A 22,503-nucleotide genomic window follows, 5' to 3' on the forward strand; every position below is an offset into this window, starting at 1 on the left:
TGGAACTGATGTTCTCGATGGAACTGGGCGTCACAGCTGAAGTGCCTCCGCCAGAGCGTCGAGGTTGTCGGTCATCCACGACACGTAGTCTGCCCCCTCCGGCAGGGTCTCCGTAAACACGACAACGGGTACACCAGCGGATTCCGCGGCCTGGCGCACTCGTTCGGTTTCGGGGCTGGCGGTCTGCTCGTTGTACCCCAGCAGTCGCACGTCCCCGGCGGCGAAAAGGTCCACGGTCTGCTCGAACGCGAGCGGAGGAACGTCGTTTCCCTCTTCGATCGCCTCGGTGAAGTCGGCCGGGGTGAGGTTTTCCAGGCCGACGGCCTCGAGCAGGTACAGCGGAACCGGTTCGGTCACGGCAGCACCGCCGCCGTTGATCTGCGCCGTGAGTTCGTCGGTCCTGGTCTCCAGAGCCTCGATTTTCGTCGTGAGCTCCTCGGCATTCGCCTCGAATGTCGATTCGTTGGCCGGATCGAGCGCAACCAGCTCGTCGGTGATGTGCTCCACCACGTGAGTCATCCCATGCAGCGAGTACCAGACGTGCTCGTTGAACCCTTCGATGTGGTCGTGGGTGGCGTCGTCACTGTCGTCGTGACTGTCGTCGGCCGCAGGGGTTTCGTCAGTGTGGTCGCCCTCGGCGTGGTCGAGCAGTCCCGAAGCTTCGACGGCCTGGACAACCACAGCTTTCGTCCCGGATGCCTCGACCAGGGCCGACACGAAGGGGTCGTATCCCCCGCCATTGGCGATCACGAGGTCGGCGTCGGCGATGGCGAGCTGGTCGCGAGCCGAGGCCTCGAAACTGTGCGGATCGACCGAGGAGTCGCTGATCAGGCTCGTCACGGTGCCGAACTCACCGACGATGCTCTGCGCGATGTCGCCATACACGCTCGTGGTGGCGACGATCGACACCCCTGAGCTTGGTGACGCAGGGGCGGCAGAACACCCGGCGAGGGCGAGGCTGGTGATGGCAACGGCGGCCAGGACAGGAATGGAGTGGCGCATGAAGGGCTCTCTAGCTGGAACGGTAATGAGATTCGTTATCAACAGCATAGCGCACCACCGCGGCGGTCCTCGAAGAGAGTCGCTAGTCGAGCAGCAGCGCAGGTTCCTCGAGCACGCTGGCGACGTCCGCCACGAACCTGCTCACCACGTCACCATCCACGACCCTGTGGTCGAAGCTGCCGCCGAGCGTGGTCACGAACCTCGGCCTGACCTCCCCGTCCACGACCCACGGCTTCTGCCTGATCGTGCCGAGCGCGAGAATTCCGGCCTCGCCGGGGTTCAGGATCGGGGTGCCCGTATCCATGCCGAACGAGCCGAGGTTGGTGATCGTGAAGGTGCCCCCCGCCATCTCCGCGGGCTGGGTCCGGCCGTCTCGCGCGGTGATCGTCAACTGCTCGAGAGCGGTCGCGAGGTCGCGCAGGGAGAGGGTGTGGGCATCCTTGATATTCGGCACGACGAGTCCCCTCGGGGTCGCCGCAGCGATCCCGAGGTTCACATAGTGATGGACGCTGATCTCTTTATCGGTCCACGTGCTGTTGACCGTGGGATTGCGTCGCACCGCCCAGATCACGGCCTTGGCCGCGATGAGCAGCGGTGAGACCTTGATCCCCGCGAAGTCCGGCGAGTTCTTGAGCCGCTTGACGAACTCCATCGTCCTCGTCGCATCGAGATCGACGAATACGCTGACGTGGGGAGCCGAGAACGCGCTGCCGACCATGGCCTTCGCGATCGCCTTGCGCACGCCCTTCACGGGGATGATCTCTTCGCGCTCTTCACCCCACTCCGGAGTCTGGATGTTGCGGAAGACACTCACCTGCGAGGCCTGGCGGATCACGTCGTCGCGAGTGACGTCGCCGATCGGGCCCGTCGCGACCACGAGCGACAGGTCGACGCCGAGGTCTTTCGCGAGCTTGCGGATCGGTGGCTTCGTGATGGTGACGGATGCCCCGGCCGGCGGTGCGGCAAGTGCGCGAGGTGCAGCAGCCCGAGGTGCGGCCGCGCCAGCACCCGGTGTCGGGGGTGCCACCGGTGCGGCTGCCCGGCGGCGGGATGCACCGTGGCCGCTGACTCCGTAGCCGACGAGCACGGCCCCCGAGCCCTCCTCCTGGGGCGCCACCGTCGCTGCGGTGTCGGCCACGATCGACTCGTCGGCTCCGGCCGGCGCCATGAGCTCGACTTCGGCACCCTGGGCGCTAACCGAGATGATCGGGGTGCCGACCTCGACGGTCTGCCCCTCCTCCACCAGCAACGCCGAGACCGTGCCTGCGAACGGGGACGGCAGTTCCACGAGGGACTTGGCCGTCTCGATCTCGACGAGCACCTGGTTGACGACGACCGTGTCGCCAGCCTTGACCTTCCACGAGACGATCTCGGCCTCGGTGAGCCCTTCGCCAACATCCGGAAGTGTGAAATCTGAGTTCGCCATGTTCGCCGTGCTCCTGTTCTGAAAAGTGCCGGGTCTGAAAAGTGCAGGGTGAGGCTGCCGGGTGAAGCTGCCGGGCGGCCCTAGTAGGCCATGGCCCTGTCGACGGCTTCGAGCACCCGATCGGCATCCGGAAGGTAGATGTCTTCGAGCTTCGCCGGAGGGAACGGTGTATCGAATCCGGCGACACGCAGCACCGGAGCCTCGAGCGAATAGAACGCGCGCTCGGTGATCGTCGCCGCTATTTCGGACCCGACCGACACGAAGCCGGGCGCCTCCTGGGCGATGACGAGCCTGCCGGTCTTCTGCACCGACGCCACCACAGGGTCGTAGTCGATCGGTGAGATCGATCGCAGGTCGATGACCTCGACGCTTCGACCCTCCTCGGCCGCGAACTCCGCGGCGCGCAGCAACACATTCACCATCGGACCGTAGCCGAGCACCGTCACGTCTGTTCCCTCGCGAACCACTCGAGAGGAGTGCAGCGCGCTGCCGCTGGCGTCCATGTCGACCTCGCCCCTGGGCCAGTAACGGCTCTTCGGCTCGAAGAACATCACGGGATCGTTGCTGGCGATGGCCTCCTGGATCATCCAGTAGCCATCGTGAGGAGTGGATGGGGTCACGACGCGCAGGCCGGCCGTGTGCGCGAAGTACGCCTCCGGGCTCTCCTGGTGGTGCTCGACGGCACCGATGTGTCCGCCGTAGGGAACCCTGATCACGACGGGCATGCTCAGCGAACCCTCGTGTCGAGCGGTCAGCTTGGCGAGCTGGGACGTGATCTGGTCGAATCCGGGGAAGATGAATCCGTCGAACTGGATCTCGACAACGGGTCGGTACCCGCGCATCGCCATGCCGATGGCCGTGCCGATGATGCCGGACTCGGCGAGTGGGGTGTCGAGCACCCTGTTGTCACCGAACTCGGCCTGCAGGCCCTCTGTCACGCGGAAGACTCCACCCAGCGGGCCGATGTCCTCCCCCATGAGCAACACTCTGTCGTTGTCGAGCAGGGCCTGGCGCAATCCCAGGTTGATGGCCTTCGCGAGACTCAGTGACTGCGTGCTCATGCGTGGCCGCCTTCCGTGCCGGCGAACGAGGCCTCATACGCTTCGAGCCAGGCGAGTTGGGCATCCATCACCGGGTGCGGCTCTGAATACACGTGAGCGAACATGCTCGAGACCGACGGCGTGCCGAGATCGTGGATGCGACGGCGGATGTCAGACGCGGCATCCGCGCCCTCGGTCGCGACCTCCGCGAAGAACCCGTCGCCTTCGCCTCGCGACCTCAGATAGGCCTCGAACCGGCTGATCGGATCCGCCGCCGTCCAGAACTCGAGTTCCTCGGACTTCCGGTACTTCGTGGGGTCGTCGCTCGTCGTATGAGCGCCCATGCGGTAGGTCAGCGCCTCGATGAACCTCGGCCCGTCGCCGCTGCGGGTGGCATCGAGATTGGCCCTCGTCACCGCGTAGCTCGCGAGCACGTCGTTACCGTCGATCTGCACAGAGGGGATGCCGAACCCCGACGGACGCAGGTAGAGCGGCGTGCGGGACTGCCTCGTCACCGGCACCGAGATCGCCCAGTGGTTGTTCTGCAGGAAGAACACCTCGGGGGTCTGGTAGCTCGCCGCGAACACGAGAGCCTCGCTCACGTCACCCTGGCTCGTGGCTCCATCGCCGAAATAGACCATGACGGCTTCGTCGGTGTCGAGATTTCCGGTGCCCGTCGCGCCATCCAGCTGGATGCCCATCGCGAAGCCTGTCGCGTGCAGCGTCTGCGAACCGATGACAAGCGTGTACAGGTGGAAGTTGCCGTTCTCTTTCGGGTCCCAGCCTCCGTGGCTGAGCCCGCGCAGCAACGCGATCAGCTTGATCGGGTCGACGCCCCTGATGCGAGCCACCGCGTGCTCGCGATAGGCGGGGAACAGGTGATCCTGTGGCCTGGCGGCGAAGCCCGAACCGACCTGCGCGGCTTCCTGGCCGAGGCTCGGAATCCACATCGCCAACTGGCCCTGACGTTGCAGGTTCGCGGCGTCGAGGTCGATCATCCGCATGACGACCATGTTTCGGTGGAAGTCCCTGAGCTGCTCGTCACTGAGCTGCTCGATGTAGGGAAGGTATTCGGCGGCAGCATCGCTTGTGACGATTTTGCCTTCCGTTGACAGGAGTTGCACCGTCGCTGGGGTGTAATGCATTGCTCTAACCTAACCCGCCTGTCGTCGGAGACGTTCGTTGCATACGCACAACCTCAGCCGCGGCCGTTAGGAGTTTGTCCACAGCTTCTGCCTCTCCCACGCTCACGCGGAGCCCGTCGATGAGCGCCCTGGCCACAATTGAGTGACTGGCGAACACCTCTGCCGCGGCGGCGGTGTGCTCACCGGTCGGCAGCCAGACGAAGTTGCCGTGCGGCTGGGGGAAGTTCCAGCCCTGAGCCGTCAGGCCGTCCGCGACACGCGTCCTGACCTCGTTGAGCTGGGCCACCCGATCGAGCAGCTCATCCTCGTGCTGCAGCGACAGGATGGCCGCCTGCTGCGCGAGACCGGTCACCGACAGCGGGATCGCGACGGCCCTCGCGGCCTCCATCACGTACTCGGGACCGACGGCGTAGCCGATCCGGAGCCCGGCCAGCCCGAACGCCTTGGAGAATGTCCGCAGCAGCACGAGGTTCGGATATTCGGAAAGCAGCCCGTCTCCGCTCACGGCCTCAGGGTCGACGACGAATTCGGCATAGGCCTCATCGAGCACCACCAGCACGCTCTGCGGCACGGCCGCCATGAACTCCGCGAACTGCGAGCGCGACACCACTGTCGACGTCGGGTTGTTGGGGCTGCATACGATGACGAGCCTCGTGCGATCGGTGATGGCCGCGAGCATGGCGGGAAGGTCGTGCCCGTGCTCCGGCGTATTCGGCACCTGGATGGATGTCGCCCCCGCTGTCGTGACAAGCCCCGGGTATGCCTCGAAACTGCGCCATGAGTAGACCACCTCATCGCCGGGAGCGGCGGCAGCGGTAATCAGCTGGGCGAGCACCGACACGGATCCCGCGCCGACCTGCACCTGCCCAGACTCGACGCCGTGGCGCGCGGCCAGGATGGACCTCAACTCGCTCGCCGTGGCATCCGGATACCGGTTGATTCCCGCGAGGCTGAGCGATTCGAGCACGGAGGGCAGCGGTTCGAACGGGTTCTCGTTCGATGACAGCTTGAACGCCTTGGCTGCGGCGGGCTTGCCCTGCCGGTATGGCTGAAGCGTCTCGATCTCGGGGCGCAGTCGTACTCTCGGTGAGGTCACCGCCCCAGCCTAAACTGGCAGGTCCCACCAGCGGCACTGGCGCGGCTATCGTGGCGACGCCAGCCGCAGTGCGCGCGTCCAGGCAGCGGACCTTTGCACGGTGCAATGCCCTCGGTGCATAGTTATGCCATGAAACTCATTGTGCGCCTGCTCATCAACGCCGTGGCTCTCTGGTTGACGACACTGCTGGTTGCGGGTGTCAGCGTTCAGGCCTTTGCCCCCGGCGGCACCCTCGAAACAGTGCTCACCTACCTGTTGGTGGCCGCGATCTTCGGAATCGTCAATGGCGTGATCGGTAACGTCATCCGCATCGTCGCGTTTCCCCTCTACATCCTGACTCTCGGCCTGATCTCTCTCATCGTCAATGGCCTGCTTCTGCTGCTGGCGGCCTGGCTGTCCCAGCTGTTCGGCTTCGGCCTTGTCGTGGAGAGCTTCTGGTGGGGAGTGCTCGGCGCGCTGGTGCTCGGCCTGATCAGCTGGCTGATCGGAATCGTGCTCCGTCCCGTGGTCAACTCGTCGCGACGCAGCTAGCGGCGGCGCGGTCACGGAGCCCTCACTTCTGAGGCACTCTTTCGAACTGGTACGCCGTGCTGGTGACGGAGGTCGCTCCGCTGCCGAACGAATCGAGTCGGGAACGCGCCGACGTCACATCGTCGCTCCGCGCCACATCCATGAGTCGCGCCGTCTCTTCGTAGTACTCGTAGTGGTGGGCAGGCACCGCATAGTCGGCAGGAACCTCGCGTCCGGCGAACACCGCCCGTTCCACCAACACAGCATGGTTGTTGACCTGTTCACCCCCGAGAGCGGGAACTATGTCGTCGGTGTGCTCGACGATCACCGCAGGAAATCCCTCGGGGATCCGGACCTGCCCCGTGGGGCCGCCGAACGTCGCCAGCCCCTGAGTGTTGTAGTCACCGGATGCCGCCAGTCGTGCCGCCGTTCCACCTCCCTGCGAGTAGCCGGTGAACTGGACGGGGCTCGACTCATCGATTCCGGCGAGCTCCATCGCCGCGGCGACCGAAGCGTAACTCCCGCCACCGAACCCGGCCGCGTTCGCCATGTTGCTCGTCATGTCGAACGGTTCACTGTCTGCCGTCGGTGAGAAGGTCACGGTGCCGGCGATGTATACCTCGAACCTGTCGGCCTCGCCCGGTGTCGAATACTTCTCGATCACTACCTGGGCGCCATCCGTTGCTGCGGTGTCCGGCACACGCGACAGCCGTTCGGCGAATCCGTTCGGCCCGCCCGATACGGCCTGCGGATGCGAATCGGCCAGCGTCACCGGGGTTTCCTTCAAAAAACCGAGGGTGGCCCCAGCACGCATCACCGCGGTCGAGCCGATCACCACCCCGGCGCCACCGAGCAGACTGGTCAGTTGCGGTGGCACTCCAAGCGCTCCGGCCACCACGTCGCCAGAGGCCTGTGAGGCTATGCGCACGAGATCCACGGTCAGGGGATTGGTGATGATCTCGTTGTGCTCCCTGAACCAGGACGATGGTGCCGATTCGCCGGGGCGGCCCGGCCTGGACGTGCTGAGCGGGGAACGGTTCGGCCGATTCGGACCTGTGGCAGGAGCATTCGCTTTCTCGATCAGCAGCCCGCCCGCGATGCCGACGACGGCCGTTCCGGCGAGGGTCGCGAGCAGCAGCACGGGCGAGAACCGCGCGAGCATCGCCCCGAACTGGCCCGTGAACTCGTGGATCATGCGGCCGACGAAATGCTCGGCGAATCCGTAGCCGGACGCTGCGGCCTGGATTGCGGAATCCATGACCCTCGACTGGAGCTCGACCTCCGCCACGACCACTCTCGCCCGCTGGATCCCGGCATCGGCATCGGAGGCACTCGCGGGCACGGCTGCCGACCTCAACTGCCAACCGGCGACGAGCGAGTCGATCACGGCCAGGTCGCTGCCGAGGGTCGACATCTCCCTCGCCAGCTCTCGCAACTGCTCGGCGCAGGCGAACAATTCATCGGTACCGACGGCGAAGGATCCACTGCCTCCGATGATCAGCTCGTCACCCATCTGAGCTCATCGTCGCTATCGCGTTCCGGGTCGACTGGATAGCCGCACCGACGGTCGCGATGGCGTCATCCATTGTCGTCTCCAGCCCTCCCAGCGCCGAGTCGAACGCCAGTTTCGACAGTCCACGCCACGAATCCACTGTGGCCGGGACGAGCACCCGTCGGGCACGCTCCAGCCGCCACAGCAGGTGGGTGAGTTCGCGCGCCTGTCGCTCCAGCGCGGCGAGAACCTGCCGCGCCACCTGGGTGTCGGGGGTGCTCCCCGTCACGAGGTCCGTCGAGTGGTTCAACTGTGGCCTTTCCCGAGTCGTTGCTGGATATGAGTTATTGCTGGAAACGAGTCACTGCTGCATGCGGTGCGTTGCTGGATGCGTGGTGCTGGCTACAGCGTGTCCTGGCCGTCTCCAGCGTGGGCCTCGAAATCCCGACTGGTGGCGACCGCAGAGAATCGTTTCGTGTGGGCGAGAAGAACTGCGCAACAATAGGCTGGTGAGTTTTGAGCAGAGCTTCATCGAAACCGCACGATTTCGCGTGTGTTTCGTCTGCACAGGCAACATCTGCCGTTCACCCATGGCCGAGACAGTGTTGAAGCGACTGGCCTCCCAATCCGGGCTCGGCGCTAACCTCTCCATCACGTCGGCCGGCACGGGCGACTGGCACGTCGGGGAACCGGCCGACGACCGCACGCTCGCGGCACTGGCTGCCAGGGGATACAACGCTTCCGGCCATCGCGGGCGGCAGTTCGACCCGGCCTGGTTCGATGAACTCGATCTCGTGGTCGTCTTCGATCGCAGCCAGGAGCGCACTCTCAAGTCGTGGGCATCGACGGACCAGGATCGATCAAAGGTGCAACTTCTGCTGTCATTCGACAGTAAGCAGTCCCCGATGAACGACGTCCCCGACCCGTACTATTCTGACGCCGCACTCTTCGACCAGGTGCTGTCGATGATCGAAAAGGCCTGCGCCGCACTCTTTCGCCAGATCACACCAGGAATCAGACAGGGAACACTATGAGCCTGCCCGAACAACCACTGAGCCCGCTCGACGGACGATACCGACCCATGGTCACGGGCCTCGGCGACCACCTCTCGGAAGCCGGGCTCAACCGGGCCAGGGTACGAGTGGAGGTCGAGTGGCTGCTCTACCTGACCGACCACGAGCTTCTGGGGTCCCGACGGGTCGACCACGAGCAGGCCCGACAGCTGCGGGAGTTCGCCGCCGACTTCGGGCAGGCCGAAATCGACCAGCTCGCCACGCTCGAGGCGACGACTCGCCACGACGTCAAGGCCGTCGAATACCTCGTCCGTGCCAAGCTCGCCGAGCTCGGACTCACCGATATCGCAGAGCTCACCCACTTCGCGGCGACCAGCGAAGACATCAACAACCTGTCGTATGCCATCACGATCAGCGCGGCCGTGCGCGAGGTCTGGCTTCCGAAGCTGCGGGCGGTGATCGAGTCACTGCGCTCCCTCTCCATCGAGCTGCGGGATGACGTGATGCTCGCCCACACTCACGGCCAGCCCGCCACCCCCACCAGCATGGGCAAAGAGTTCGCTGTGTTCGTGCACCGCCTCGAACGCATCACCGCGAAGATCGAGGCCACGGAGTTCCTCGGTAAGTTCAACGGCGCGACGGGCACATATGCAGCCCACCTCGCCGCAGATTCCGGCGAGGACTGGCCTGAGATCTCGCGGGAATTCGTGACCAGCCTCGGTCTCGAATGGAACCCACTCACGACGCAGATCGAATCTCACGACTGGCAGGTCGACCTTTACCAGCAGATGAGCCATGCCGCGCGCATCCTGCACAATCTGTGCACCGATGTGTGGTCGTACATCAGTACCGGATACTTCCGGCAGATCCCACAGGCAGGCGCAACGGGGTCGTCGACGATGCCCCACAAGATCAACCCGATCCGGTTCGAGAATGCCGAAGCCAACCTCGAACTCTCGAGCGCGCTGCTCGAATCTCTCGCACAAACCCTCGTCACCTCACGACTGCAGCGCGACCTGACCGACTCAACGACGCAACGCAATATCGGAGTCGCCTTCGGACATTCGCTCGTCGCGTTCGAGAACATCCTGCGCGGGTTGAAGGAAATCGACCTCGATCGCGAGCGGCTCGCGGCAGACCTCGATGGCAACTGGGAGATTCTCGGCGAGGCCATCCAGACCGTCATTCGTGTTGAGATCACCGCTGGCCGAAGCTCGATCACCGATCCGTATGCGATTCTCAAAGAACTGACCCGCGGCAAGCGCATCGGTCAGGCTGAACTCGTCGAGTTCATCGACGGACTCGACATCGGCCAGGACGCGAAGGATCGGCTGCGCATCCTGACACCGGCGACCTATGCCGGGCTCGCCTCACAGCTCGTGGGTTACATCGAGAACTGAGGGTCGCGGCAGATCAGCGGGGGTCAGCCGAAGCTCAGGTCAGCCGCAGGGTCAGTGACCGAGCGGCCGTTTGCCCTGCTCGTCGTCCTGCTGAGCGAGGTCGATCTTCTCGTCACCGGTCGGCTGCACGGCGAGTGACAGCATTGCGAGCACGACCAGCGAGACGATGAACGCAATGCCGAGGAAGATGAGCGCGAGCACGATCTCGCGCGTCGACATGAACACGACGAGGCCGGCGAAAACCCCGAGGATGGCCGAGAGCACAAGCAACTCGACCGGGCGGGTGCGATCTTTTCGGCTGGGCTTGCTCATGGTGACGCTTCTTCCGTGACAGGAGCGACGGCATCCGTCTTCGCCCACTTGAGTGACAGGCCCGCGATCACGAGGTAGACCCCGACGATCGCCCAGTATGCGCCGAGAGCACCGACGATGATGACGGATGCCGTCAGCTGCCGCTCGACGTTATCCGGCCCCGAAAAGACCTGCTGGAACTCGGGAGGTACGAGCAGCACGACGACCGCCAGCACCGCTGTGAGAGCACCGACGAAGACCCAGTCCCTGGCCGACTGGTCGCGCCCACGACTGCGGAGCCCGAGGTAGAGCTCGAGAAAACCGGTGATGGCGGCGAAAGCCGAGAGAAGGAATACGAAGAACGGCAGCCCTCCCGCGGGAAGCGACAACGCGACGATCCCTGCGAGAACCGAGACCAGTCCCTGCGCGATGGTGACAGAGCGGGTGACCCCGCGCGCACCCAGCCTGAGCCCGGAGGCGGCCAGGATCGCGCCGGTCACCACAGCGAAAATTCCGAAGGTCACGTACCCGAGAGGGGCTGAGTGATCGGGGGTGAACGCGACGACCACCGAGAGCGCCAGAGCGGGTACAGCTCGCGCCACAGGCACGTACCAGGGCGTTACAGCTTCCACGCGTTCTATTCTACGAGCTTGTAGAGAGACGGAATCCCGGGAGGTGCCTAGGATCCTGGCGGAAGGTCGACGAAGCGGGAGAAGTGGCCGTGGAAGCCCACGGTGATGGTGCGGGTCGGGCCGTTCCGGTGCTTGGCGATGATGAGGTCGGCTTCTCCGGCGCGAGCGTTGTCGGCTTCGTACGCGCTCTCACGGTGGAGCAGGATCACCATGTCGGCATCCTGCTCGATCGAGCCCGACTCGCGAAGGTCCGACAGTGCCGGCTTCTTGTCTGCGCGTTGCTCGGCGCCACGGTTCAGCTGGGAGATCGCGATAACGGGGACGCGCAGCTCTTTAGCGAGAAGCTTCAGCGCACGCGAGAACTCACTGACCTCCTGCTGGCGGGATTCGACCTTCTTGCCGCTGGTCATGAGCTGCAGGTAGTCGATGATGACCATCTTCAGGCCGACCTTCTGCTTCAGCCTCCGGCACTTCGCGCGGATCTCGACGAGGGTCATGTTGGGGCTGTCGTCGATATAAAGCGGAGCATCGTTGATGCGCCCGCGCGTCTGGGCGATGGTCGTCCAGTCGTTGGCGTGCACAGAGCCTTTTCGCATGTGCTGCAGGGGAACTGATGACTCGGCAGACAGCAGTCTCATCGCGATCTCGCTGCGTCCCATCTCGAGCGAGAACACGATCGTGGCGAGGTCGTGCTTGATCGCCGCAGCGCGGGCGATATCAAGGCCGAGTGTCGACTTACCGATGGCCGGTCGTGCGGCGATGATGATCAGCTGGCCGGGGTGCAGTCCGTTGGTGAGTTCATCGAGCTCGGCGAATCCGGTCGGAACTCCGACCATCTGGCCGTCGCGCCCTCGAGCTGCCTCGATCTCGTCGATGGCCGTCGTGACGGCTTCGGTGAGGGGAATGTAGTCTTCGCTCTCGACGCCACCGGTGACGCCGTAGATCTCGGCCTGGGCGTTGTTGACGAGGTCCACGACCTCACCTTCGCTGGCGTAGCCCATCTGAACGATTCGGGTCCCCGCCTCGACCAGTCGACGCAGCACCGCCTTCTCGGCGACGATGGTGGAGTAGAAGCCGGCATTGGCGGCGGTCGGCACGAGGGCGGTGAGCGTGTGGAGGTACTCGGCCCCGCCGGCGCGGCTGAGCTCGCCCGTCTTCGTCAGCTCGTCGGTGACGGCGATGACGTCGGTCGGCTCCCCGTGCGAATACAGCGACATGATCGCGTTGAAGATCGTCTCGTGCTTGGGGATGTAGAAGTCGAGGCCGCGCACCGTCTCGATAACATCGGCGACGGCATCCTTGCTCAGCAGCATGCCACCGATGGAGCTCTGCTCAGCGAGAAGGTCGTGCGGTGGGACCCTGTCGCCCCGGGAATCCGCCCTGGAGTCCCCGCCCTGGGCCCGGTCGCCGCCGCGCTGGTCGCCGTGTCGTTGGTCGCCGGGTCGCTGTTCGCCAGCGAGCCCCAGGTGCGCGATTGACATTCGACCCTCCGTTTGATGACGCTATGCCTCAGTTGTAGCCGCGTCCGCCGACACTCGCGGTCCTGGCGATATCAGCTGGGCTTTCCCCCAGCGCAACCGCATCGGGAGGGGCTGCCCCACAGTACGGAGGCGCAGGATGCCTCGACAAGCCACCCTGTGGATGACGCTGTGTACAACTGGGGGGAAACGCCGGAAGTCGTGTGCGAAACCTGTGGATTGATCTGTGGAAAGTTACCCCGATTATGGGAAAATTGCTATGTTGACCAGCATTTTTGATTTTGCGCCCATGTGTGTACAAACATGTCTAGACCGCAACTTGAGGGTTGGAGGAATGTGAGCACTCCTGTGTACAACCATGTCGAAACTCTCCGGATGATTGTGCTTAAAGTAAAGACGGCGGCGAGAAAATTCTCGCCGCCGTCTACCCCCCATGGGGGGGCAATGCTACTTCGCTGCGACTACCTGCAGCGTGATGGTGGCGACCAGGTCGTCACGGAGACGAACTGAAGCCTCGTGCTCACCGGTCACCTTGATGGGCGTGGTGATCTCGATCTTGCGCTTGTCGACGGTGCCCAATCCGGCTGCGGCGACGGCGTCTGCGACATCCGACGTCTTGACCGAACCGAAAAGACGACCGCCCTCGCCCGCCTTGACGGTGAGCTTGACGGTGGTGGCCTGCAGGCGAGCCTTCAGGTCCTGTGCCTCTTCGAGGGTGGCGTGCTCGCGCGCTGCGCGACCTGCCTTGATGGATTCGATCTGCTTCTCGCCACCGCGAGTCCACGCCACGGCAAAGCCCTGGGGGATCAGGTAGTTTCGAGCGAAACCGTTCTTGACGTCAACGACGTCGCCGGGGGCACCGAGACCGGTGACCTCATGCGTGAGGATCAACTTGGACATATCGGTGCTCCTTAACGGCCCGAGCCTGCGTACGGCAGCAGTGCCATCTCACGGGCGTTCTTGACGGCCGTGGCGATGAGGCGCTGCTCCTGTACGGAGACACCGGTGATACGGCGAGCGCGGATCTTTCCACGCTCTGAGATGAACTTGCGAAGCGTCGCGACGTCTTTGTAGTCGATGACGCCCACGCGGATCGCTTTGGCGGGGGCGGCGTTCTTGCCGTCCTTGCCCTTGCGGATGGGCTTGCGGCGATCGCCGCTGCTCTTTCCAGCCATGAGTTTCTTTTTCCTTCAGTAAGTGATGAGCCTGAGCCCCCATCGAGCTGTCCACCGCGTTGCGCAGCAACGTGGAGGCGGCTCATGTGGGGACTAGAAAGGCGTCTCGTCCGAGTAGTTGCCTGGCGTGTTCCAGACGTCGCCGCCCGAGGCGCTCGGGGCACTTGCGGCCCACGGCTCCTCCTGCTGCTGGCCTGAGCCGCCCTGGTTGCTGCCAACCTGGTTGCCGCCACCACGGGGAGCGGAGTTGTTGCCGCCCTCGCGTGAAGAAGCGGCACGAGTGACCTGCGCGGTTGCATAGCGAAGGCTGGGGCCGACCTCGTCGACCTCGAGCTCGAGGCTGGTTCGCTTCTCGCCTTCCTTCGTCTGGTAGTCACGCTGCTTCAGGCGACCGGTCGCGATGACCCGGCTGCCCTTTGTCAGCGAACCAGCAACGTGCTCAGCGAACTCACGCCAGACGCTTGCGCGCAGGAAGAGAGTGTCGCCGTCTTTGAACTCGTTGGATGCACGATCAAAGTTGCGCGGTGTCGAGGCGATGGTGAAGTTGGCAACCGCGAGCCCGTTCTGCGTGTAACGCAGCTCGGGATCTCCCGTGAGGTTTCCCACGACTGTGATGACGGTTTCGCCGGCCATGCTCTACTCCGAGTCCTTCGACTCGGCCGGGGCTTCGACGTCGGCCTTGGCAGCGGGCTTCGCTGCGGCTGGCTTGGATGCGGCTGGCTTGGATGCGGCGGCGGGTGCGGCGGCAGCGGGAGCTGCAGCTTCTGCCGGGGCACTTGTCTTGGGCGCGGCTGCAGCCTTGCGGGCCGCCTTCGCGTCGGACAGGACCTTCGCTGCTGCGACCTGGGCTATGCCCTCTTCGGCGCGGAGCACCTTGGTGCGCATGACCGCTTCGCTGAGCTTGAGCTGGCGGTCGAGCTCAACAGTTGCCGACGAGTTTGCCGTCAGCTGAACGACGGCGTAGATGCCCTCGGTCTTCTTGTTGATTTCGTAGGCCAGGCGACGGCGTCCCCAGATGTCGACGTTGTCGATGGTTCCACCATCGGCGCGAATGACATTGAGGAATTTGTCTAGGCTGGGTGCCACGGTGCGCTCATCGATCTCTGGATCGAGGATCACCATGAGTTCGTACTGGTGCGTCACAAACCCACCTCCTTCGGACTTGAACGGTTGCAGACGATCTGCAACAGGAGGGTGTTGACGGTTGTCGCAGCTCCATTTGGAACCAGACAACCTGCCCAGTGTAGTCATTTCTCGCAAGGAGCACCATCTTTATGGCCGTCAAGGTCGCTATCGCGGGCGTAGGAAACTGCGCCAATTCACTCATCCAGGGCGTCACTTTCTATGCGGATGCCGCAGCGGGCGACGTCATCCCCGGTCTCATGCATAACCGTTTCGGCCCATACGCGGTGTCTGACATCGAGTTCGTCACGGCGTTCGACGTCGATGCACTCAAGGTCGGCGTCGATCTCGCTGACGCGATGTGGGCCAGCGAGAACGGTACGTACCGTTTTGCGGAGGTCGCGCCCACGGGCGTGACGGTGCAGCGCGGGCCCACCCTCGACGGGCTCGGCAGCTACTACCGCGAGATGATCGACGAGTCGGATGCCGCGGCCGTCGATGTGGCACAGGCCCTCCGCGACAGCGGCGCCGATGTGCTGGTCTGCTACCTCCCCGTCGGCTCGGAGCAGGCCGCGAAGCACTACGCGCAGGCCGCGCTCGATGCGGGAGTCGCGTTCGTGAACGCACTGCCCGTCTTCATCGCGAGCGATCCGGCGTGGGCGGCGAAGTTCGCCGACGCCGGCATCCCGATCGTCGGAGACGACATCAAGAGCCAGCTCGGCGCGACCATCACCCACCGTGTGCTGGCCCGCCTCTTCGAGGAGCGTGGCCTCGTGCTCGACCGCACGTACCAGCTGAACGTCGGCGGCAACATGGACTTCAAGAACATGCTCGAGCGCACTCGGCTCGAATCCAAGAAGGTCTCCAAGACCCAGTCCGTGACGAGCAACGTCGACGCCCAGCTGAACTCGCGGGACGTGCACATCGGCCCGAGCGACCACGTGCCGTGGCTCGAAGATCGCAAGATGGCGTTCGTGCGCCTCGAGGGACATGGCTTCGGCAACGCGCCGACGAGCCTCGAGTACAAGCTCGAGGTCTGGGATTCTCCCAACTCGGCCGGAGTGGTCATCGATGCCGTCCGCGCGGCGAAGATGGCTCTGGATGCCGGCCTCGGCGGCCCGATCGAAGCGGTATCGGCGTACCTGATGAAGTCGCCCCCCGTCCAGCTGCCCGATCCTGTCGCGCGCCGTCAGCTCGACGAGTGGATCGCGTCTAACTCCTGACTTTCATAATTCCGGAGTCTGTGTGACTCCTGTGACGGGGTGCCACTGTTGAGGGCACTCCAGTGCCGCTGCGTCACGTCAGCCACATGACCTCCGGAATAGTGAAAGGGAGTTAGCGCGCCGCGAACCAGGCCCGGAGGCGTTGCTCGGCGACCTCGGCTCCGAGCGGTCCCTCGTCCAGGCGCAGCTCCAGCAGGAACCGGTACGCCTCGCCCACCTCGCGGCCGGGAGTGATTCCGAGGATCGCCATGATCTGTTCCCCGTCGAGGTCAGGGCGCACCGCGGCGATCCCCTCCGCCTCGGCGATGGCGACGATGCGCTCCTCGAGGTCGTCATAGGCGAATGACAGTCGGTCGGCCTTGCGCACGTTGCGGGTCGTCACGTCGGCCCTGGTCAGGATGTGCAGCCGCTCGAGCTGGTCTCCGGCATCGCGCACGTAGCGTCGAACGGCCGAGTCGGTCCAGGCGGCATCCGTGTATCCGAAGAATCGCAGGTGCAGCTCGATCAGGCGGGAGACCGCCGCAATCGTGTCATTGTCGAAGTGCAGGGTTTTCAACCGACGACCCGCGAGCTTCGCCCCGACGACATCGTGATGGTGGAACGTCACCACTCCACCGCCTTCGATGCGGCGCGTCGATGGCTTACCGATGTCGTGCAGCAGCGCAGCGATCCGCAGCACCAGGTCGGGCGCAGCGCCCTCGGAGGCCCTGGACTTCTCCAGCGAGATGGCCTGCTGCAGCACGGTAAGACTGTGTTCGTAGACGTCCTTGTGGTGGGCGTGCTCGTCGACCTCGAGCCGAAGGGCCGGCACCTCGGGCAGCACGAGTTGCGCTATCCCCGATTCCACCAGCAACCGGATGCCCGGCACGGGGTCATCGGTCTTCAGCAGTTTCGACAGCTCGTCCGCCACCCGTTCGACGCTGATCTTCCCGATCCTGGCGGCCATCTCGGTCATCGCCGTGACCGTTGCGGGAGCGACGGTAAAGCCCAGTTGCGACGTGAATCGGGCTGCCCGCATCATCCTGAGCGGATCGTCGCCGAACGACACCTCCGGCGGCCCCGGGGTGGTGATGCGCCGGGCCACGAGATCTTCGACGCCACCCCAGGGGTCGACGAGCACTCGCTGCGGCAGGCGAAGCGCCATGGCGTTGATCGTGAAGTCGCGACGCTCGAGGTCGTCTTCGAGACTGTCACCGAAGGCGACCACCGGTTTACGGGACTCGCCGTTGTACGAGTCGGCCCTGTAGGTGGTGATCTCGACGGTCTGACCGGCGATGCGGGCGGCGATGGTGCCGAATTCCCGTCCGATATCCCACTGGGCGCTCGAGATCGGGGTGACGAGCCGAAGGATCTCGTCGGGCCTGGCGTCTGTCGCGAAATCCAGGTCCGTGACGGCTCGACCGAGAAATGCGTCCCGCACAGGACCGCCCACGAGCGCGAGTTCCCGTCCCGCCTGCGCAAATGCGGCGGCCAGGGCGGCGACCGGCCGGGATTCGGCGAGCGCGCCGAGACTGACGATGGCCCTGGCGACACTCTCCATGATCGAACCAGCATGACATAGAGCCGCCGCACCGGTTGTGGTCGGCAACTCTCAGCCTGCGGTGAATAGAATCATCCTCATGCTGGCCACGCCTTTTTTCGGGGCCAGCCCATGTCTTTGAGAGTGCTCAGCGCTGCGCTGGCCTTCGGGATCGGGCTGGTCGGCCTCGGCGTCGGCTCAACAGCCGCAGTGGCTGCCGACCCGGCCGTGCCGGTCCAGGTGGCGATCGCGGTGCCGATCACCGTGCCGGAGAGTGCCGGTGGGCTTATTTCGGCGGATGCCCTCACGCAATACACCTCTCCGCTGGGCACCCTCACGCGGCAACTGGACGCCGTCGAGGGCCGCCCCGTCGTGCTCGGGATCGACCCGAGGATCATCGTGTCGATCCGAATCCTGGGAACGGCAGCCCCAGCGAGCGCCACGAGCTGGCTCGCCCGGCTGGAGGCAGCACCGAATGAGTCTTTTCCGCTGACCTATGCGGATTCCGACATCACGCTGGCCACCCAGGCCGGCAGCACGAGCGTCATCCAGCCCACAGGATTCGACTTCGCCATCGATCCTGCTCTCTTCACGGCTCCCATTGGGACGGCCACTCCTACCGCGACGGTGACACCGACGGCGGTTCCGACCACAACCGCTACGCCCGCGACTCCCGTCGTACCGCCACTGCCCAGCAGTGATGACCTGCAATCCTGGACGTATTCCGTTACCGGGATCGCCTGGCCTCTCGAGTCGACGGTGACGGCGGCGGACCTGCCTGTGATCTCCAGCAGCGGCTTCTCGACGGTGATCCTCTCGTCGGAGAATCTCGATCGCACACCCGGATCGGGGGCGACAGCCGACCTGGCCGGGATTCGCACCGTCGTCTCTGACGCCACAGCATCGTCGTCATTCCGATCCGCTGTGCAGTCGTTCACTACCACGGACTGGCAAGCGAACGTCGCCGCGATGTCCACGGCTATCGCCGCTGCTGGTCAGGGCCAGTCGGCCTCCGCGGCGACGGTCGTGATGACCCTCGATCGGATCGCGCTCGGCGGCGGCACCCGGTTGGCGGAGACCATCGCCGCGGTGCAGGGAAACCCCCAGGTGCGAGTCGTCGGATTCGCCGATCTGCTGGGGGTCGATACGGTGCCTGCGAGTGTGATCGACCTGCCTCACGCTCCGGACCAACTGGCTCTCATGCGCCAGCTTTTGGATGCCAGGGCCGCCGAAGACCAGTTCGCAGCGATTGCCGAAGATCCGCTCGCCATCACGTCGGCGCGCCGGCTCGAGCTGCTCGCCCTCCAGTCCAGCGGCTGGAGGAGCAACGCCGCCGGGTGGCCCGTCGTCGTGTCACAAGACCTCACCGCGTCCACAGAACTGCGCTCAGCCGTGCAGGTCGCCTCCACTGGCGATTTCAACTTCCTCGCCGCCGCCGCCCCGTTGCCGATCGCTGTGGCCAACAACCTCGACCAACCCGTGACCGTGTACGTGACAGTACGGCCGGACACCGGACTGCTCACCGTGGCAGAGTCCAGGGTCGAACTCGAGATCGCACCTAACTCGCAGGCGAGCGCGATGATTCCCGCGCAGGCTGTGTCGAATGGAGTCGTGAGCGTGACGGTGTCACTCTCGAGCGAAACCGGAGTTCCGATCGGCGAAGCCTCCCGGGCGAGGATCAACGTGCAGGCCGGGTGGGAAACGCCGGTGGTCGTCATCATCGCGAGCCTGGTCGTCGCCGTATTCGGTGGCGGGCTGGTGCGCAATATCCTCCGACTGCGCAAAGCGGCAGCGGCGAAAGGTCCTGGCGCATGACGGAACCAGTCAGCGAAGGCTCGGACGCGGCATCCATCGTCGATGTTCCCGAACCAGCACGACCGGCGTCGTCCATCGGCCGGTCGAGCGTTCTGCTGGCCTCGGGAACCCTCGTATCCAGAGTGCTCGGACTCGTCAGCATCATCGTGCTGTCGGTGGCGATCGGTGTCAACAGCTCGGCTGGTGACACATTTGCGGTAGCGAACCAGCTGCCCAACAACATCTACTCTCTGGTGGCCGGCGGCCTCCTGAGTGCCGTGATCGTGCCGCAGATCGTGAAGTCGAGCCTGAATGACGACGGCGGAACCGCCTTCATCAACAAGCTGCTGACCATCGGCCTCGTGGTGGTGTTCGTCGTGACACTGATCGCTACGGCGTGTGCACCGTTGCTCGTCTCGCTCTACGGCGGTGGATTCACTGACTCGAATAAGGCACTGGCGACCGCGCTCGCCTACTGGTGTCTGCCCCAGATCCTGTTCTACGGGCTGTACAGCCTGTTGGGCGAGACACTGAACGCCCGTGGACTGTTCGGCCCATTCGCCTGGGCTCCCGTGCTGAACAACGTGGTGGCCATCGGTGGGCTCGTCACCTTCATCATCCTCTTCGGTGGCGCTACGCAGCACACCGATCCGTCCCGGTGGACAGTTGCTGAGATCGCCCTGTTGGCGGGAAGTGCCACCCTGGGAATCGCGGTCCAGGCGGTCTCTCTCTTTCTCTTCCTGGGCAAAGCCGGCATCAGGTACCGCCCGGACTTCCGTTGGAAGGGCGTGGGACTCGGTAACACCGGCAAGGCAGCATCCTGGGTCTTCGGTATCTTTTTGGTCAGCCAGGTGTCAGGGGTCATCGAGGTCAACGTCTCGTCGAGCGCCAGCGGTGGCGGGGACGCCTCTGCGAATGCCATGAAGATCGGCTGGCTCATGTTTATGCTGCCACACTCGATCGTCACGGTCTCGATCGTCACGGCCTATTTCACGAGGATGAGCACTCATGTGCGCGATGGCCGCCTCGACGAGTTGCGGGATGACATCTCGTCCGCCATCCGTTCCATCCTGCTGATCATGATCTTCGCCGCTGTCGGCCTTGGAGTGCTCGCCCTCCCCTTCAGCGCGGTGTTCGGCAACAGGTACGACGAGATCCTGTCTCTTGCTGCCGTCTATCTCGGCTTCCTGACCGGCCTCGTGCCATTCACTGTCTTTTTTGTGCTGCTGCGGGTCTATTACGCCCTGGGGAAGACGCGCTGGGCGTTCTTCATCCAGGTGATCCAGACCGCCGTCTATATCTCGCTCGCGCTGCTCGTGGGCGTTTTCGTGCCAGATGAATGGACGGCCGTCGGGCTCACGCTCGCTCTTACTACCGCCGTCACCGTGCAGGCCGTGTTGTCGGCAATCGTGCTGCGCCGGCACCTCGGCCAGCTCGATGTAGCTGGAGTCGTGAAACAGGCGATGTGGTTCCTCGCTTCGGCGATCCCCGCCGGCGCTGCCGGCTGGGGCATCCTGCAGCTCCTCGGAGGTGTCGGTCCCGATGCCTTCCCCATCACCAACCGACTCGACGCTATTGTCTCCATGGCTGCTGCCGGTTCGGCGATGGCTGTCGTCTACTTCGGGCTGCTGTGGGTCACCCGCAATCCGGAACTCCGCGCGTTCGGTGAGCCGATCATGGCGAAGCTGCTGCGCCGCACACGACCGGCTGACTCCCGGGAATAGCACGTATCGTGACAGTGTTGTGCCGGATAGTAAAACCCTGAAGGAGACACTCACCGTGCGCCAGATCATCATCATAGGTTCCGGCCCCGCCGGCTACACCGCAGCGATCTATGCTGCGCGCGCCAACCTGAAGCCTCTGCTCATCGCAAGTTCGGTCGAGGCGGGCGGCGAGCTCATGAAGACCACCGAGGTCGAGAACTATCCCGGATTCGCCGACGGCATCCAGGGCCCCGAGCTCATGATGGCCATGCAGGCGCAGGCCGAGCGATTCGGCACGGAGATCGTGCTCGACGACGTCACGAAGCTCGAGCTGGAGGGTGAGGTCAAGCGCGTCACCCTCGGCAACGGCGATGTCCACGAGGCCCTGGCCGTGATCTTCGCGACCGGATCCGCGTATCGCAAGCTCGGTCTCGATGACGAAGAGCGCATGAGCGGCCATGGGGTGTCCTGGTGCGCTACCTGTGACGGGTTTTTCTTCCGCCAGAAGACGATCGCGGTCGTGGGCGGAGGAGACTCCGCGATGGAGGAAGCCACGTTCCTCACGAGGTTTGCGGACAAGGTCTATGTCATCCACCGCAAAGACTCCCTGCGAGCATCCAAGACCATGCAGGATCGCGCGTTCAACGATCCGAAGATCGAGTTCCTGTGGAACAAGGAAGTCGCGCACATCTACGGCGACGAACTAGTGACCGGCATCGGTGTCATCGATACCGTGGATGGCACGGAATCGACGATCGACCTTTCCGGCCTCTTCATCGCCATCGGTGCAGACCCGCGCACGCACCTCGTTCACGGGCAACTGGACCTCAACGCAGACGGCACGATTGCGGTCGACGGACGTTCCTCTCGCACCAACCTCACCGGTGTCTTTGCAGCAGGAGACGTCATCGACCCGACGTACCGCCAGGCCGTCACCGCAGCCGGATCCGGCACGGTCGCCGCGCTTGACGCCGAACATTACCTCGCAGCTCTCCCAAAAGAACTATTGGCTAAGGCTGAATCACAGCCGGTCACCGTCTGAAACAGTTAGGAAAACATAATGTCAACAGCACAAGATGTCACTGACGCCACGTTCGCCGACATGGTGCTCAACTCGAGCGACACCATCATGGTCGACTTCTGGGCCGAATGGTGTGGCCCGTGTCGCGCTGTCTCGCCGATCCTCGATGCGATCGCCGCTGAGCACTCCGACAAGATCAAGATCGTCAAGCTCAACGTCGACGACAACCCGCAGATGGCCATGAAGTACCAGATCACGTCGATTCCGGCGATGAAGGTCTTCCGTGGTGGAGAGGTCGTCAAGACTGTCATCGGCGCCAAGCCGAAGCCCGCCATCGAAGCAGACCTGGCCGAATTCCTCGCCTGATCCGATCGTGAGTGCAGGATGACGCCTCGGGCGTCCCATTGCGCTTGACTGGCCC

General features: G+C 64.4%; 22 protein-coding genes and 1 pseudogene. 8 read left to right on the plus strand and 15 right to left on the minus strand.

Annotated elements, in window-relative coordinates; all coding sequences use genetic code 11:
• Positions 1 to 30 precede the first annotated feature (30 nt).
• The 5 genes from IWX81_RS07565 to IWX81_RS07585 form a co-directional block, all read right to left on the minus strand.
• Entirely contained in the window at positions 31 to 1,002 is a 972-nt protein-coding gene (locus IWX81_RS07565; protein ID WP_199280708.1) for a metal ABC transporter solute-binding protein, Zn/Mn family, read from the minus strand.
• Positions 1,003 to 1,084: 82 nt separating this feature from the next.
• The gene (locus IWX81_RS07570) at positions 1,085 to 2,428 is read right to left on the minus strand and encodes a dihydrolipoamide acetyltransferase family protein (RefSeq protein WP_199280709.1); all 1,344 of its coding nucleotides are present in this window, start codon (positions 2,426 to 2,428) and stop codon (positions 1,085 to 1,087) included.
• Between the two features lie 80 nt (positions 2,429 to 2,508).
• Positions 2,509 to 3,489, minus strand: a complete 981-nt coding sequence (locus IWX81_RS07575) for an alpha-ketoacid dehydrogenase subunit beta (RefSeq protein WP_199280710.1) — start codon at positions 3,487 to 3,489, stop codon at positions 2,509 to 2,511.
• Entirely contained in the window at positions 3,486 to 4,613 is a 1,128-nt protein-coding gene (locus IWX81_RS07580; RefSeq protein WP_199280711.1) for a thiamine pyrophosphate-dependent dehydrogenase E1 component subunit alpha, read from the minus strand. The genes IWX81_RS07575 and IWX81_RS07580 overlap by 4 nt, the downstream gene beginning before the upstream one ends.
• Positions 4,614 to 4,617: 4 nt before the next feature.
• Entirely contained in the window at positions 4,618 to 5,709 is a 1,092-nt protein-coding gene (locus IWX81_RS07585) for a histidinol-phosphate transaminase (protein WP_199280712.1), read from the minus strand.
• Between the two features lie 129 nt (positions 5,710 to 5,838).
• On the opposite strand from IWX81_RS07585, the gene IWX81_RS07590 reads away from it, so the two are divergent.
• Positions 5,839 to 6,240, plus strand: a complete 402-nt coding sequence (locus tag IWX81_RS07590; protein WP_199280713.1) for a phage holin family protein — start codon at positions 5,839 to 5,841, stop codon at positions 6,238 to 6,240.
• A 22-nt stretch (positions 6,241 to 6,262) separates the two neighbouring features.
• Here IWX81_RS07590 and IWX81_RS07595 read toward each other — a convergent pair whose 3' ends face one another.
• Together IWX81_RS07595 and IWX81_RS07600 are read right to left on the minus strand one after the other, a co-directional pair.
• Positions 6,263 to 7,732: a hypothetical protein gene (locus IWX81_RS07595; protein WP_199280714.1), complete on the minus strand. Its 1,470-nt coding sequence runs from the start codon at positions 7,730 to 7,732 to the stop codon at positions 6,263 to 6,265.
• Positions 7,725 to 8,021 carry a hypothetical protein gene (locus IWX81_RS07600; protein ID WP_199280715.1) on the minus strand — a complete coding sequence of 99 codons (297 nt, stop codon included), beginning with the start codon at positions 8,019 to 8,021 and terminating at the stop codon, positions 7,725 to 7,727. Before IWX81_RS07600 ends, IWX81_RS07595 begins: the two co-directional genes overlap by 8 nt.
• Before the next feature lie 280 nt (positions 8,022 to 8,301).
• Here IWX81_RS07600 and IWX81_RS07605 point away from each other — a divergent pair, with 280 nt between their 5' ends.
• Positions 8,302 to 8,745 (plus strand): low molecular weight protein-tyrosine-phosphatase, encoded by a 444-nt coding sequence (locus tag IWX81_RS07605; protein ID WP_442977637.1) that lies wholly within the window; start codon positions 8,302 to 8,304, stop codon positions 8,743 to 8,745.
• Positions 8,742 to 10,124: an adenylosuccinate lyase gene (gene purB / locus IWX81_RS07610; RefSeq protein WP_199280717.1), complete on the plus strand. Its 1,383-nt coding sequence runs from the start codon at positions 8,742 to 8,744 to the stop codon at positions 10,122 to 10,124. Before IWX81_RS07605 ends, purB begins: the two co-directional genes overlap by 4 nt.
• 51 nt (positions 10,125 to 10,175) lie before the next feature.
• Here the strand turns inward: purB and IWX81_RS07615 are convergent, their stop codons facing one another.
• From IWX81_RS07615 to rpsF, 7 genes and pseudogenes are all read right to left on the minus strand, one after another.
• A complete protein-coding gene (locus tag IWX81_RS07615) occupies positions 10,176 to 10,436 on the minus strand; it encodes a hypothetical protein (RefSeq protein WP_199280718.1) in 261 nt (86 codons plus the stop codon).
• Positions 10,433 to 11,047 carry a DUF308 domain-containing protein gene (locus tag IWX81_RS07620; RefSeq protein WP_334593511.1) on the minus strand — a complete coding sequence of 205 codons (615 nt, stop codon included), beginning with the start codon at positions 11,045 to 11,047 and terminating at the stop codon, positions 10,433 to 10,435. Before IWX81_RS07620 ends, IWX81_RS07615 begins: the two co-directional genes overlap by 4 nt.
• A gap of 47 nt (positions 11,048 to 11,094) precedes the next feature.
• Complete coding sequence (gene dnaB / locus IWX81_RS07625) at positions 11,095 to 12,528, minus strand: replicative DNA helicase (RefSeq protein WP_199280719.1); 1,434 nt, start codon at positions 12,526 to 12,528, stop codon at positions 11,095 to 11,097.
• Between the two features lie 444 nt (positions 12,529 to 12,972).
• Positions 12,973 to 13,425, minus strand: coding sequence for a 50S ribosomal protein L9 (gene rplI, locus IWX81_RS07630; protein WP_199280720.1), 453 nt, complete (start codon positions 13,423 to 13,425; stop codon positions 12,973 to 12,975).
• A gap of 11 nt (positions 13,426 to 13,436) precedes the next feature.
• Positions 13,437 to 13,700, minus strand: coding sequence for a 30S ribosomal protein S18 (gene rpsR / locus IWX81_RS07635; protein ID WP_097061567.1), 264 nt, complete (start codon positions 13,698 to 13,700; stop codon positions 13,437 to 13,439).
• Positions 13,701 to 13,793: 93 nt separating this feature from the next.
• Positions 13,794 to 14,333: a single-stranded DNA-binding protein gene (locus IWX81_RS07640; protein WP_199280721.1), complete on the minus strand. Its 540-nt coding sequence runs from the start codon at positions 14,331 to 14,333 to the stop codon at positions 13,794 to 13,796.
• 147 nt (positions 14,334 to 14,480) lie between these two features.
• Positions 14,481 to 14,822: pseudogene (gene rpsF / locus IWX81_RS07645) on the minus strand (30S ribosomal protein S6); the annotation flags it as partial.
• A 152-nt stretch (positions 14,823 to 14,974) separates the two neighbouring features.
• Here rpsF and IWX81_RS07650 point away from each other — a divergent pair.
• Positions 14,975 to 16,045, plus strand: coding sequence for an inositol-3-phosphate synthase (locus IWX81_RS07650; protein ID WP_199280723.1), 1,071 nt, complete (start codon positions 14,975 to 14,977; stop codon positions 16,043 to 16,045).
• Between the two features lie 112 nt (positions 16,046 to 16,157).
• Here the strand turns inward: IWX81_RS07650 and IWX81_RS07655 are convergent, their stop codons facing one another.
• Complete coding sequence (locus tag IWX81_RS07655; RefSeq protein ID WP_199280724.1) at positions 16,158 to 17,585, minus strand: CCA tRNA nucleotidyltransferase; 1,428 nt, start codon at positions 17,583 to 17,585, stop codon at positions 16,158 to 16,160.
• A gap of 111 nt (positions 17,586 to 17,696) precedes the next feature.
• Here IWX81_RS07655 and IWX81_RS07660 point away from each other — a divergent pair, with 111 nt between their 5' ends.
• From IWX81_RS07660 to trxA, 4 genes are read left to right on the plus strand one after another with little or no spacing between them, the layout of a single operon-like run.
• The gene (locus tag IWX81_RS07660) at positions 17,697 to 19,379 is read left to right on the plus strand and encodes a DUF6049 family protein (protein ID WP_199280725.1); all 1,683 of its coding nucleotides are present in this window, start codon (positions 17,697 to 17,699) and stop codon (positions 19,377 to 19,379) included.
• A complete protein-coding gene (gene murJ, locus IWX81_RS07665; RefSeq protein WP_199280726.1) occupies positions 19,376 to 21,082 on the plus strand; it encodes a murein biosynthesis integral membrane protein MurJ in 1,707 nt (568 codons plus the stop codon). The genes IWX81_RS07660 and murJ overlap by 4 nt, the downstream gene beginning before the upstream one ends.
• 55 nt (positions 21,083 to 21,137) lie before the next feature.
• Entirely contained in the window at positions 21,138 to 22,103 is a 966-nt protein-coding gene (gene trxB / locus IWX81_RS07670) for a thioredoxin-disulfide reductase (RefSeq protein ID WP_199280991.1), read from the plus strand.
• Positions 22,104 to 22,121: 18 nt separating this feature from the next.
• The gene (gene trxA, locus IWX81_RS07675; RefSeq protein ID WP_199280727.1) at positions 22,122 to 22,448 is read left to right on the plus strand and encodes a thioredoxin; all 327 of its coding nucleotides are present in this window, start codon (positions 22,122 to 22,124) and stop codon (positions 22,446 to 22,448) included.
• The last annotated feature ends 55 nt before the right edge of the window (positions 22,449 to 22,503 follow it).

Source organism: Salinibacterium sp. CAN_S4, from assembly GCF_015752305.1.
Classification (GTDB): domain Bacteria; phylum Actinomycetota; class Actinomycetes; order Actinomycetales; family Microbacteriaceae; genus Rhodoglobus.